The 13,090-nt window shown below is 73.6% G+C and carries 11 protein-coding genes; 4 read left to right on the forward strand and 7 right to left on the reverse strand.

Annotation, left to right across the window (positions count from 1 at the left end; all coding sequences use genetic code 11):
- Nucleotides 1–83 precede the first annotated feature (83 nt).
- A complete protein-coding gene (locus tag LDL48_RS37935) occupies nucleotides 84–746 on the reverse strand; it encodes a response regulator (RefSeq protein ID WP_225260002.1) in 663 nt (220 codons plus the stop codon).
- Entirely contained in the window at nucleotides 743–2,011 is a 1,269-nt protein-coding gene (locus LDL48_RS37940; RefSeq protein WP_225260046.1) for an ATP-binding protein, read from the reverse strand. Before LDL48_RS37940 ends, LDL48_RS37935 begins: the two co-directional genes overlap by 4 nt.
- 155 nt (nucleotides 2,012–2,166) lie before the next feature.
- On the opposite strand from LDL48_RS37940, the gene LDL48_RS44325 reads away from it, so the two are divergent.
- The 3 genes from LDL48_RS44325 to LDL48_RS37960 all read left to right on the forward strand — a co-directional run bounded on the left by LDL48_RS44325 (nucleotide 2,167) and on the right by LDL48_RS37960 (nucleotide 6,022).
- Nucleotides 2,167–4,296 carry a PspC domain-containing protein gene (locus tag LDL48_RS44325; protein ID WP_272493134.1) on the forward strand — a complete coding sequence of 710 codons (2,130 nt, stop codon included), beginning with the start codon at nucleotides 2,167–2,169 and terminating at the stop codon, nucleotides 4,294–4,296.
- Complete coding sequence (locus tag LDL48_RS37955) at nucleotides 4,293–4,667, forward strand: hypothetical protein (protein WP_225260003.1); 375 nt, start codon at nucleotides 4,293–4,295, stop codon at nucleotides 4,665–4,667. Before LDL48_RS44325 ends, LDL48_RS37955 begins: the two co-directional genes overlap by 4 nt.
- A gap of 110 nt (nucleotides 4,668–4,777) precedes the next feature.
- Complete coding sequence (locus LDL48_RS37960) at nucleotides 4,778–6,022, forward strand: phosphatidylserine decarboxylase (RefSeq protein WP_225260004.1); 1,245 nt, start codon at nucleotides 4,778–4,780, stop codon at nucleotides 6,020–6,022.
- Nucleotides 6,023–6,082: 60 nt separating this feature from the next.
- Here the strand turns inward: LDL48_RS37960 and LDL48_RS37965 are convergent, their stop codons facing one another.
- From LDL48_RS37965 to LDL48_RS37975, 3 genes are all read right to left on the reverse strand, one after another.
- The gene (locus tag LDL48_RS37965) at nucleotides 6,083–7,048 is read right to left on the reverse strand and encodes a CDP-alcohol phosphatidyltransferase family protein (RefSeq protein WP_225260005.1); all 966 of its coding nucleotides are present in this window, start codon (nucleotides 7,046–7,048) and stop codon (nucleotides 6,083–6,085) included.
- Between the two features lie 233 nt (nucleotides 7,049–7,281).
- The gene (locus LDL48_RS37970) at nucleotides 7,282–8,364 is read right to left on the reverse strand and encodes an NUDIX hydrolase (RefSeq protein WP_225260006.1); all 1,083 of its coding nucleotides are present in this window, start codon (nucleotides 8,362–8,364) and stop codon (nucleotides 7,282–7,284) included.
- A 5-nt stretch (nucleotides 8,365–8,369) separates the two neighbouring features.
- Nucleotides 8,370–9,317: an NUDIX domain-containing protein gene (locus LDL48_RS37975; protein WP_225260007.1), complete on the reverse strand. Its 948-nt coding sequence runs from the start codon at nucleotides 9,315–9,317 to the stop codon at nucleotides 8,370–8,372.
- Between the two features lie 205 nt (nucleotides 9,318–9,522).
- Between LDL48_RS37975 and LDL48_RS37980 the strand changes: the two genes are divergently transcribed.
- Nucleotides 9,523–9,795 (forward strand): PspC domain-containing protein, encoded by a 273-nt coding sequence (locus LDL48_RS37980; RefSeq protein WP_225260008.1) that lies wholly within the window; start codon nucleotides 9,523–9,525, stop codon nucleotides 9,793–9,795.
- Nucleotide 9,796: 1 nt separating this feature from the next.
- On the opposite strand, the gene guaA is transcribed toward LDL48_RS37980, so the two are convergent.
- Both guaA and LDL48_RS37990 read right to left on the reverse strand, forming a co-directional pair.
- Nucleotides 9,797–11,344 (reverse strand): glutamine-hydrolyzing GMP synthase, encoded by a 1,548-nt coding sequence (gene guaA / locus LDL48_RS37985; RefSeq protein WP_225260009.1) that lies wholly within the window; start codon nucleotides 11,342–11,344, stop codon nucleotides 9,797–9,799.
- A gap of 20 nt (nucleotides 11,345–11,364) precedes the next feature.
- Nucleotides 11,365–13,074, reverse strand: coding sequence for a S8 family serine peptidase (locus tag LDL48_RS37990; RefSeq protein WP_225260010.1), 1,710 nt, complete (start codon nucleotides 13,072–13,074; stop codon nucleotides 11,365–11,367).
- Between the last annotated feature and the right edge of the window lie 16 nt (nucleotides 13,075–13,090).

Raw genomic sequence — 13,090 nt, forward strand, 5'->3', positions numbered from 1 at the left:
CTGGCACACCCAAACTGCGCGTCGATGACGCCGTTATCAAGCCGATATTCGGCCCATACCCGCCCACCGCGCCACCTGAGGAGTCAGACCAGCCTGCGGTCCGCGGCCCATCGGGACAGCTCGTACCGGTTGCTCATCTGCAGTTTCCGCAGCACGTTCGACACGTGCGTCTCGACCGTCTTGATCGAGATGTACAGCTCCTTGGCGATCTCCTTGTAGGCGTAACCGCGGGCCAGCAGGCGCAGCACCTCCCGCTCCCGGTTGGTGAGCTGGTCCAGCTCGGGGTCGGCGACCGGCACGTCCGGACGGGACGCGAAGGCGTCCAGCACGAACCCGGCCAGCCGCGGGCTGAAGACCGCGTCCCCGTCGGCCACCCGCTTGATCGCGGCGGCCAGTTCGTCCGGCGAGATGGTCTTGGTCACGTACCCCCGGGCCCCCGCCCGGATCAGGCCGATCACGTCCTCCGCCGCGTCGGAGACGGACAGTGCGAGGAAACGGACCTGCGGATGGGTACGCCGCATCGCCTCCAGCACCGCCCGCCCGCCGCCGTCCGGCATGTGCACGTCCAGCAGGACCACGTCCGGGGTGGCCGCGGAGATCCGTGCGACGGCCTCCGCCACCGTGCTCGCCTCGCCGATCACATCCACGTGCGCGCCCAGTTCGGCACGCACCCCGGCGCGGAACATCGCATGGTCGTCGACCAGGAACACGGTGAGCCGGCTGCTCTGCTGCACGGGCTCGGTCATCTCGTCGTCTCCTTCACCGCGCCGACGCTCTCCCGCATGGATGCGGGGAGGGTGAGGCGCACTTCGGTACCGTCACCGACGGCACTGCGGATCTCCGCGCGGCCGCCGTGACGTTGCATGCGGCCGATGATCGACCCTCGGACGCCGTGCCGCGAGTCCGCCACCGAGTCGATGTCGAATCCCTCGCCCCGGTCCCGGATGAACACGCTCAGCTCGTCCGATTCCACCTCGGCGTAGAGCGACACGGTCTGCACACCGGCGTGCCGGGCCGCGTTGACCAGCGCCTCCCGGGCCGCGGCGACCAGCGCACCGACCCGCTCGTCACACTGGGTGTCGCCGACCACGACCGTCTCCACGGTGATCGCATAGGTGTCCTCGACCTCGGCGGCGGCCTGCTCCAGCGCCGCGGCGAACCGCTCGGTCGGCGAGGCGGTCGGCTTGTACAGCCAGTTCCGCAGGCTGCGCTCCTGACCACGGGCGAGGCGCTGCACCTCTTTGATGTCGGTCGAGTTGCGCTGGATCAGGGCGAGCGTGTGCAGCACCTGATCGTGGATCATGGCGGCCAGTTCGGCCCGCTCCTGCTCGCGGATGCGTCCCTCCCGCTCGGCGCGCAGCTGGTTGAACGTGCGCCAGAGCAGCGGCGCCACCACCAGGCCGACGCCGAGCAGGCCGACGACCGCGAAGATGACGCCGTTGAAGATCGAGGTGATGCCCACCCGGGTGGGCGCGTACACCGCCAGGACCCCGATGAAACCGGTGGCGACCAGGACCCCGCCGCCGACGAACCGGAACACGAACGACCGGCGGTCACTCTCCGCGACCACCGCGGCGAGCCACGGTGCCTGCGGGGCCTCGCCGGCCACCTGGCCCCGGCGGGCCGGATCGGACTGGTGCCAGATCACCCCGGCGCCGACCGCGATGATCGCGATCAGCCAGCCCACCTGGCTGGCCGGGCCGTCGCCGAAGACCAGGCTCTGCAGCAGCACGACACCCAGGCCGATGGCCGCGAACGGCAGCAGCGCGGTCAGGTCGCGCCGGGCCGGCGGCTCGTCCGTGGGCACCTGCTGCGGCAGGACCGCCCAGAAGGCGGAATAGAGCATCAGGCCCAGACCACTGAATCCCAGGAGTACGACCAGAGCGATCCGAACCGCGATCACCGGCACACCGAGGTGATGCGCCAGGCCGGAGGCGACCCCGGCAACGATCCGGTGATCGCGCGGCCGGTACAGGCGACGCGGTGGCGCGGGCGTGGCGGCGGTAGTGATCGCACACCTCCTTCTGGTGTCTGTTCGATCGTCACACGTACGGGGGTCGGTTAGCCACGGGGGACTCCCCCGGGTCTGCGGTGCACCGATCTCAGGGTGGCCTCAGGGTCGGCGCCTGAGGCGGTTGAGGCTCCTCGACCACCAGTATCGAAGACATGAACGACGAAGCTGCCGAGTCCCGCGGACCGGCCACGACGGGTACCGGTCCGTCGCAGGACCGACCGGCGTCTTCCGTATCTTCCTCCGACGGCGCAACGGCGCCGGCCACCGAGCCGCCCACCGCGGCCCTTGAGCCGGACCCGGAGCCGCCCACCGCGGCCCTCGAGCCGGACCCGGAGCCGCCCACCGCGGCCCTCGAACCGGACCCCGAACCGCCCACCGCGGCCCTCGAACCGGACCCTGGGCTGCGCGCGGAGGCCACCGAGCCGATTCCGCCGGCCACCGGGCCGGCGCCGGAGCCCCTGACGGCGGAGACCGAGCCGCCCGCGCCGGATGCGCAAGATGCGCCGGGTGCCGGTGCCGCGGACGGGCCTCCGCCGCCGCCTCCGCCCGGTGCGGGTCCGACGCCGCCCGGTGGTGCGGTGCCTCCGGGCGGCGGGCAGGTTCCGCCCACTCCGCCGCCGTGGTTCGGTGGCGCGGACGGCGGGCCGACCTTCGCCAAGGAGAACCTGATCCGCCCCACCCGGGGCCGCTACGTCGCGGGTGTCTGTGCCGCGCTCGGCCGGGCCACCAACACTGACCCGGTGCTGTGGCGGGTGCTGCTGGCCGTGATGGGCTTCTTCGGCGGCGTCGGCGTACTCATCTACCTGATCGGCTGGCTGGTCATCCCGGCCGAGAACGACACCGCGTCACCGATCGAGTCTCTGCTCGGCCGCGGCCGTTCCGCCATGGCGCCCTTCTCCATCGTGCTGCTGGCCGGCGCGGCGGTGCTGACCTTCGCGTTCGTGGTCAACGACGGCTTCCGCGCGGCACTGCTCGCCGCGGCCGTGCTGATCGGTGCCACGCTGCTGCTCAAGCGCAACGCCGGGTCGGCCAACGCCTACCCGCCGGGCGGCCCGACGACCCACCCGGCCGGGACGCCCACCGCCGGCACCTCCGGCTTCGCGGCGGCCGGCACCTCGGGCTTCCCCGCGGCCAGCACCTCGGGCTTCTCCGCGGCCGGCGCCTCCGCTGCTCCGCCAAGTGGGCCCTCCGCCTCCCCGGCCGACCGGACGCACCCGGCCCAGCCGTCGTCGTCCGCCGATCCGACGGCCGCGTTCGCCACGACCCCGGCCGATCCGGCAACTACGTTCGGCACGACGGCCACCCACCCGACGGCCGCGTTCGGCACGACCCCCGCCGACCCGACGGCTGCGTTCGGCACGACCCCCGCCGATCCGACGGCTGCGTTCGGCACGACCCCCGCCGATCCGACGGCCGGGTTCGGCACGACCGCCACCGATCCGACGGCCGCCACCGCGTCGGCCGGGAAGCCGGTCACCGCACCGCTGCCGCCACTGGCGCCGGAGCCGCCCATGCCGTCCACCGCGGGCGCGGGCACTCCCCCGCTGGCCCCGCGACCGCCGTCGTTCCCCCCGCCGAAGGGCGGGTACCGGGCACCGTTCGCCCCGCACGGGCCGTGGGCCGGCGCGACGCTGCAGTTCCCGGCGCCACGGCCGCGACCGCCGAAGCCACCCAAGCCGCCCCGGGAGAAGTCCAAGCTCGGCCGGATCACGTTCTTCGGCGTGGTGATGGTGCTCGGGGTGCTGGCCATGGTCGACACCGCCGGGTTCAGCATGCCGGTCTCCGCGTACTTCGCGGCCGCCCTCGCCACCGTGTCGCTCGGGCTGATCGTCGGCGCCTGGTTCGGCCGGGCCCGCGGCCTGATCGCCCTCGCCCTGGTGGCGGCGTTCGGGTTGGGCATCTCGTCCGGCGTCGAGCGCTTCGGCGGCCAGATCACCAACAGCGTGTACCGCCCGCAGACCGTCCCCGCGGTCGCCGACCGCTACGACTTCACGCTCGGCAACGTCACCCTGGACCTGCGCAAGGTCGACTTCACCGGGGCGCAGCAGGAGACCTACGTGGAGATGCGGGCCGGTCAGGTCAAGGTGCTGCTGCCGGAGAACGTCGACACCACCGCGGACGTACGGATGAACAACGGCCGGGCGTACGTCTTCGGCCGGGAGTCCGACGGCCGGAGCATCGACGGCCAGACGCTGACCGACCTGGGCGCCGACGGCGCCGGTGGCGGCTCACTGCACCTGATCATCGAAATGAACGCAGGCAACGTGGAGGTCATCCGATGAGGCCGCACCGTACCGACGGGGTTTCTCTCAGTTTCGGTCTGATCTTCCTGCTGGTGGCGGCCTGGTGGGCGGCGGCACAGGTGGTCACGCTGCGGCTCCCCGCGCTGGGCTGGCTGATCGCCGGCGTGCTGATCCTGTTCGGCACGGTCGGCCTGCTCGGCGCGATCCAGTCCGGGCGGCGCGAGCAGGTACGCCCACCGGTGCCGGCCGAGGCGGCCGTGACCACGCCCGGGGACCTGCCGCCCGAGATGCACGCGGACATCGTGCGCGAACTGCTCGACGATCCGGCCACCCGGTTCGCCCAGGACCACCCGGCGGCCGGCCCGGAGACCTGGCCGGCGCCGCCCGAGCCCAGGCCGCACCGCGACTGACACCGCGACGCGCCGCCCGCTGTCCCCCACCGTCGAGTGGGTGCAGCGGGCGGCGCAATATGCTCGGTGACGTTCCCGTTCACCGATCGCCGCGAGGAGCCCACCCGCCCATGACGCCGTTTCCCGCCGTGTCCACGGCACCCGTGGCCGGTATCGGCCCCGGTGCCGCCCGCGCGCTGACCGCAGAGTTCGCCCGGCACAACGCGGCCACCACGGCGCTGGTGATCGGTGCCGACCACGCCTCCGCCGTCGTGGCCGCCGCCATCGAGTCGCTGCTGCCGGGTGACCGGCTCACCCTGGTGCCCGGCGAGCGCAGCACCGCCGACCTGCTCCGCGACCACATCACCGGGCTGGGCAGCTGGATCGCCGACCGGGTCCGGATCGTCGACACGCTGGCCGAGGCCGACCCGGCCGACGTGGTCGTGGTCGGCGAGCCGCAGACCGGCACCGCCGAGGACGTCCGCGCGGTCCTCGACGGCCTGAGCAAGTACCTGACCGACGGCGCCGTGGTCTCGGTGGCCACGCCCGCCGTACCCGGGCGCACCGGCGGCGCGGCGGCCGAGCTGTTCCGGCAGAGCGCACTGTTCGGCGTCGGGTCCGACCTGGTGGTCCGCAACTCCCCGCCGATGCGCGTCCACAAGCTGCGCTTCACCACCGCGGACACCGCCGTGGCGGCCACCCTGGCACCGGCGTACCGGCCGTCCAGCGTGCCGGTGACCCGCACCATGCACATCGACTCCAACGGTGTGGCCGCCGCCGGCATCGCGCTCGGGCTGGCCGCGGTCGCCCGGCGGGCCCGCCCGCAGTCCCGGCTGTGGCTGATCCCGGCACTGGCCGCGGCGCCGATCGCGGCGTTCTTCCGGGACCCGGAACGGGACGTGCCGACCGATCCGACCGCCGTGGTGGCGGCCAGTGACGGACGGGTGCTGTCGGTGGAACGGATGCACGACGAGCGCTTCGGCCCCGGCGAGTTCCTGCGGATCGCGGTCTTCCTGTCGGTCCTCGACGTGCACGTGAACCGGACGCCGGTGGCCGGCCGGGTGACCGACTACTTCGTCGAGGACGGCGGCTACGCGAACGCGATGACCGCGGCGGCGGAGCACAACGTGGCCGCGTACACCGTGTTGGACACCGACCACGGCACCGTGGTGGTGGCGCAGCGTACCGGACTGATCGCACGCCGCATCGTGCAGCGCACGCCGGTGGGCACGCTGGTCGCCCGCGGCGAGCGGATGGGGCTGATCCGGTTCGGCTCCCGAACCGACGTCTACCTGCCCGCCGACCGCGCCGACGCCGAGGTCACCGTCGGCGACCGCGTTCTCGGCGCCGCCTCCGTCATTGCCCGCTGGCGCTGACCCGCGCCCCGCTCCGTGCCCCCGGGCGCCGCGTGACGAGCGGCGCCCGGTGGAGCGGGGTCAGGGGCGGCGGAGACGTAGCCAGAGGAAGGGGCCGCTGATCAGGTAGGCCGCGACCACGGCTACGAAGGTCAGACGGGCGTCCACCAGGGCGCCGACGACCGGGAGCAACCACAGCCACGGCGGCAGCTTCACGATCCGGGCCAGCTTCGCGTACGGGAAGCTGGACACCATGGCGAACGCGAGCAGCGCCACGCCGCCCAGCAACGCCAGGCCGGGGATCGGCAGGTCGATCAGGACACCGAGGGCGAGCACCGCGGCGACCATCGTGGTGGGCACGCCGCAGAAGAACTTGCCGTCCTTGGGCGAGACGTTGAAACGGGCCAGCCGGATCGCGGCGCAGCCGGCCACCATGATGCAGGCCACCGCGGCGGCCGGGGTGGGCACGGTGTGCGCCAGTGAGGCGTACACGACGACCGGCGCGGCCAGGCCGAACGAGCACATGTCGGCGAGCGAGTCCATCTGGGCGCCGAACGGGCTGGAGACGCCGAGCCGTCGGGCCAGGGCACCGTCCAGGCCGTCGAACGCCACGCAGGCCACCAGGCAGGCGGCGGCGTAGCGGACGTCGCCCTGCATGGCCAGGAAGATGGCCAGCAGGCCCAGCCCGAGACTGGCCAGCGTGCAGGCGTTGACCAGCGCGAACCCGGCACGGCGGCGCATCGTGTGGGCGCCCGGCAGCAGCGCGTCGCCGGTCTCCTCGATCACCACCACCGGCGGCGGTGCGGGAACGTGGCTGCTCCCGGTGATCGCGAGCGTGCGGGCGCGTCCGAACTCGGCGCCGGTGTAGATGACTTCGGCCTGGGTGGCGGTGGCGGCCCGGCCGGCATCACCGGCGCGCCGTCCCACTCGCACCAACAGGGCCTGCCGCGCGGCGGTACCGCCGCGGCGAAGCCGGCCTGCCCAACGACGCCCGGCGGGACGGGGACTATCCGTCGTACGACGCCGGCGCCACGGGGTTCTCGGCACGTGCTCCTCCATCTTGGGGTCGTCTGCCCACCGACTCATAGTGGCGGGGTGGTGCCATCGCCCGTCTGCTCGTACGGACCGCCGCGCCTGCGGCATTTTGGCGGGTTACACCATTGCACAGCCGACCAGCCTTGGCGAGAGACCGACGACCGTCTTGTGCAACGACGCCCTCCGCCTCTTTCATCCTCCGGGCGGACGGGATGGCCCGACTTCAGGCGCTCCCTGTGACGAGTCTAACTGACCTTCTCCGCTGCCCACCCCTCTACGGCGGACCGGGCCACCTCGGTCAGCGGCAACGCGGCGGCCTCCGCGGGGGTGAACCAGCCCGCTTCGGCGGTCGAGCCGCCGGCCGCCTCGGTCACCACCGCGGGAGTCGGCGCCTCCACCCGGACCCGGAACATCGCCCGGACCACGTGCCAGTCGACGGGTACGCCCTCCGGGCCACGGGCGGCCGGGTCGTGCCGGTGCGAGATGCCGATCAGACCGGTCACCCGGCCGCGCTGGGACGTCTCCTCGACGAGTTCCCGGGCGAGGGCGTCCTCCGGGGCTTCGCCGTGGTCGGTACCGCCGCCGGGCAGATGCCAGCGGCCGGCGCCCGGGTAGCCGGTGGCGATGCGGGTGAGCAGGATGCGCCCGGCCGGGTCGGTGGCCACGGCGTAGGCACCGAAGCGCTGAACCCTGGTGGGCTTTTCGGGGCGGATGTCCGGTTCGCCGTCGAAGTCCTCCGGTTCCGGGGCGGCCCGGCCCAGGATGCGGGCGGTGAACGGCATCAGCGGCCGGTCGCCGTCGCCCGGTTCGGCGCGGGGCCCGGCCGTGGCCGTGACTGAAGCGCCCAGGTCGGTGCGGGGCCCGGCGGTGGCCGTGACTGAAGCGCCCGGGTCGGTGCGGGGCCCGGCGGTGGCCGTGGCTGAAGCGTCCGGGTCGGTGCGGGGCCCGGCCGTGGCCGTACCGTCCGGGCCGGCGGCCACCGCCACCCATTCCACCCGATCGGTGGTGCCGTCCGGCTCGGGGCGCAGCGTGCCGCCGTCCACGACCACGTCGTAGATGATCCGGTCGGTGTGCTCCAGCGCCCCGGAACTGGGCAGCCGCGCCACGTCGGCGATGACCGCGCGCAGACCCGCGACGCGTACCCGGAGGCCGGTCTCCTCGGCGAACTCCCGGACCACCGCGTCGTCGGGGTGCTCACCCTGTTCCACGCCGCCGCCGGGCAGGCCCCACCGGCCGGGGAACTCGGAGGCGGCGGAGTTGCGGGCGAGCAGCACCCGGCCGTCGGCGTCCCGGCACAGTCCGTAGGCACCGACTCGTCTGATCTTCACTCCGGCTAGGTTAGCCGCGCCGCTTTCAGTGCTTCGGCGGTCACCTCGGTGAGCTGCTCGGCGGGGAGTTCAGTGACGTCCTTGAGCGCCATCCAGCGCGCCTCGGAGGTGGAGCCACCGACGTCGCCGACCGCCACCTCGGTGGGCGCGTCCACGACCACCCGGTAGAACGCCCGGACCCCGTGCCAGTCGATCGGGTAGCCCTCCGGGCCGAGCGACGCCGCGTCCCGGTGGCTCGCCACGCCCAGCAGCTCGACCAGGCGGCCCTGCTGGCCGGTCTCCTCGACCAGCTCCCGGATGAGCGCGGTGCCGGGCTGCTCGCCGTAGTCGGTGCCGCCGCCGGGCAGGTGCCAGCAGCCGGCCCCGGGGTAGCCCGGCGCGATCCGGGTGAGCAGCAGGTTGTCCTGCGGGTCGGTGGCGATGGCGTACGCGGCGAAGCGCTGGGCCCGGTGCAGCCCGTCCGGGCCGGGGTAGGCGTAGAACGAGGGGAAGTCCGGTGCCTCCTCGGGCCGCAGGTCGGCGGAGGCGGCGGAGAGTCCCAGGGCGGCCGCGGTGAACGGGCGCAGTTTGAGTTGTTCCGCCTCGGCGAGGGTGTGCCAGCGGGCCAGGTCGGTGGGGTGGCCGACGCGGTCGACGAGCGTGCCGCCGCGCACCGACACCTGGTAGATCAGGCGGTCGGTGTGGATGGTCACGCCGCGGTGCGGCAGCGACCGCATGTCGGCCAGCACGTCGTGCAGCCCGGTGACGGCGACGGAGAGGCCGGTCTCCGCGGCGGTTTCCCGGACGACCGTGTGGTTGGGGTCTTCGCCGTGGTCGACGGCGCCACCGGGCAGCGACCAGACACCCGGGGTGCCGGAGCGGGTCGAGGCCCGGACCAGCAGGACGCGGCCGTCGCCATCGGTGCAGACGGCGTACGCGGCGATCCTGCGGAGCGGTTCCAGTGCGGGGGTCACGGGCGGCATTCTGCCCGGATTATGTTACCTCCGGAAAACGTCTGTCGGATTCCTGACAGGGCGATAGCTGTCTGTAATTGCAGTTCAGGGCATAGATGCCCACTATCGGCCCTAGATCCATCACAGTGAGTAAGGGACCGGAATCAGGGTCGTATCCGGGCACTTCCCGAGGCGGCTAGGCACCGCACCGACCCACTCTTGAGTCATGACTGAGCCCACCGTCGCCCCGTACAAGCAACTCCGCCGGCCCACCGACGACCGCATCATCGCGGGGGTCTGCAGCGGCCTCGGACGCTACCTCGGCGTCGACCCGGTGCTGATCCGCGTCGGGTTGGCCGTCCTCACGATCCTCACCTGGGGCACCGCGCTGCTCGCGTACCCGGTCATGTGGTTCCTCATGCCCGAGGAGCCGCGGCCGGCGGCGCCGGTGTATCCGGACCCCGCCGACCCCACCTGGGGACAGCCGCCGACGGCGTGACCTACTCCCACTCGATGGTGCCCGGCGGCTTGCTGGTCACGTCGAGCACGACCCGGTTGACCTCGGGCACCTCGTTGGTGATGCGGGTGGAGATCCGGGCGATGACGTCATACGGCAGCCGCGACCAGTCGGCCGTCATGGCGTCCTCGCTGGAGACCGGCCGCAGCACCACCGGGTGCCCGTAGGTCCGGCCGTCGCCCTGCACGCCGACGCTGCGCACGTCGGCCAGCAGCACCACCGGGAACTGCCAGACGTCGCGGTCCAGACCGGCCGCGGTCAACTCCTCGCGGGCGATCAGGTCGGCCGCGCGCAGCACGTCGAGGCGGTGCCGGTCGACCGCGCCGATGATCCGGATGGCCAGGCCGGGACCCGGGAACGGGTGGCGCTGCACCATCTCCTCGGGCAGGCCCAGCTCGGCGCCGAGCGCGCGTACCTCGTCCTTGAACAGCGTCCGCAGCGGCTCGACCAGCGCGAACTGCAGGTCGTCCGGGAGGCCGCCGACGTTGTGGTGGCTCTTGATGTTGGCGGTGCCGGTGCCGCCGCCGGACTCCACCACGTCCGGGTAGAGCGTGCCCTGCACCAGGAACTCGACGTGCCGCTCGGCGTCCACCTCGCGGGCCGCGGCCTCGAACACCCGGATGAACTCCCGGCCGATGATCTTCCGCTTCTGCTCCGGGTCCTCGACACCGGCCAGCGCGGTCAGGAACCGGTCCTCCGCCTCGACCACCTTGAGGCGGATGCCGGTGGCCGCCACGTAGTCCTTCTCCACCTGCTCGGCCTCGCCGGCCCGCAGCAGGCCGTGGTCGACGAAGACGCAGGTGAGCTGGTCGCCGACCGCCTTGTGCACCAGCGCCGCGGCGACCGCCGAGTCGACGCCCCCGGACAGGCCGCAGATGACCTGCTTGTCGCCGACCCGGGCGCGGATCGCCGCCACCTGGTCCTCGATGATGTTGGTGGGTGTCCAGGTGGGTGCCAGGCCGGCGATGTCGTACAGGAAGCGCTGGAGCATCTCCTGGCCCTGCCGGGTGTGCGCCACCTCGGGGTGGAACTGCACGCCGGCCCGGCGGGCGGTCAGGTTTTCGAACGCGGCGACCGGCGCGCCCGCCGACGACGCGGTCACCGCGAAGCCCTCCGGCGCCGCCGTCACGCTGTCCCCGTGGCTCATCCAGACCGGCAGGTCGGCGGGCAGCTCGCGGAGCAGCGTGCCGGCCTGGGTGGTCAGGACGGTACGGCCGTACTCCCGCGCGCCGGTGTGCGCCACGGTGCCGCCGAGGGCCTGGGCCATCGCCTGGAAGCCGTAGCAGATGCCGAACACCGGCACGTCGCTGTCGAACAGGCCGGCGTCCAGGCCGGGGGCACCCGGCTCGTACACACTGGACGGTCCGCCGGACAGGATGATCGCCGCCGGGTTCTTGGCCAGCATCTCGGCCACCGGCATCGAATGCGGCACGATCTCCGAATACACCCGGGCCTCGCGCACCCGCCGGGCGATCAGCTGGGCGTACTGAGCGCCGAAATCGACAACGAGCACGGGCCGAGGAGTGGTCATGGCGGAAAAGTTTAGCGAGGTCAGCGGTACCAGGTCCGGGCCGGGGTGGTACGCACGTTGCCGGCCGAGTCGTACGCCCGGACCTGCACGGTCAGCGCCGGGCCGTGCCGCCAGGTCTGCACCGGGAACTGCCGCAGCGCGCCCGCGGACCGCTGCGTCACCCGGCCGTCGACGACCAGTTCCATCCGGCTGATCCCGGACGGGTCGGCGGCGCGGGCGGTGACGTACAGCGTTCGGCGCACCCCCCGGGTGCCGTGCGGGCGCCCGGCGAGGACGGCCACCGCCGGTGCGTCGTTGTCCACCCGGACGGTCCGCCGCACCAGCGTCACCCGGCCCGCGGCGTCCTGGGCGCGCAGCGTCAGCACGACCGGTCCGCGCAGGCCCCGGCTGTCCCACCGGAACGAGTACGGCGCCACGGTGTCCGTGCCGACCAGCCGGCCGCCCGCCGCCAGGTCCACTCTGGCCACCCGGACGTCGTCGGTGACCCGGCCGGCGACCGGGACGACGCCGCGGACCAGCGCGGCGGCCACCGGGTACGAGATCCCGGCGACCGGCGGCGACGTGTCGGACCGGGCCGCGACGGAGGTCCGCCACGCGGCCAGTGCGGCGGGCGCGTCCACCCGGCCCGAGGCGGCGGACACCCAGCCCCCGGCGATGGCGGTGGCCGACGTGGTCAGCGCGCGGCGGACGTCGGCCGGGGCCGGCGCCGGGGTCTGCGCGGCGATCAGCGCCGCCACGCCGGCCGCGAACGGGGTGGCCGACGAGGTACCGCAGAACGAGCCGACCGCTCCGCTCAGCCCTTGCGCCGGGTTGCAGCCGGGCGCGGCCAGGTCGACCCAGCCGCTGCCGTAGTTGGACCAGGAGTAGCGGGCGTCGGTCTTGGTGGACGCGCCGACAGCCAGCACGCTGGGGATGGCGGCCGGGTAGTGCGGGGCGGAACTCCCGTCGTTGCCGGCCGCCGCGACCACCAGCGCACCCTTGGCGACGGCGTAGGCCACCGCGTCGGTCAGCAACCGGCTGTCCGAGGACCCGCCGAGCGACAGGTTGACGATGTCGGCGCCCCGGTCGGCCGCGTACCGGATGCCCTGGGCGATGCCGCTGTACGAGCCGCTGCCGTTCGCGCCCAGCACCTTCACCGGCAGGATCGTGCAGGACCAGCAGACGCCCGCGACGCCCACCCCGTTGTCACCGGTGGCGGCGAGCACGCCCGCGGTCATCGTGCCGTGCCCGTTGTCGTCGTTCGCGTCGGCGTCGCCGTTGACGAAGTCGTACCCCGGCAGCAGCCGAGGGGCCAGATCGGGCAGCGGGCGTACGCCGGTGTCCAGCACCGCGACGGTGACGCCGCTCGCGCCCCGGGTGGTGGCCCAGGCCCGGTCGACGCCGGCCCGGGCGATCCCCCACTGCGACGCGTACGACGGATCGTCCGGGGTCACCAGGGCCATCCGGGCGACGTGGTCCGGCTCGACGTAGGCGACGACCGGGTCGGCACGCAGTTCCGCGACGGCGGCGGCGACCTGACCGGCCGGCACGTCCACCGCGACCGCGCCGGGCAGCTGCTCGGCGTGCACCACGTCGACGTGCTCGGCCAGGTCGCCGACCACGTCGGTGGCCGACCGCAGGCCCACCACGAGCGACACCGGGGCCTCGTCGGCCCGGGCGGCGGCGGGCAGCACCGGCGCGCAGGCACCCGCCAGCATCAGCACCGTCAACGCCCGTACGAATACCCGCATCGTCCCGCCTCCCCCG

Origin of the sequence: Jidongwangia harbinensis (genome assembly GCF_020216025.1) — a bacterium.
GTDB lineage: Bacteria > Actinomycetota > Actinomycetes > Mycobacteriales > Micromonosporaceae > Actinoplanes > Actinoplanes harbinensis.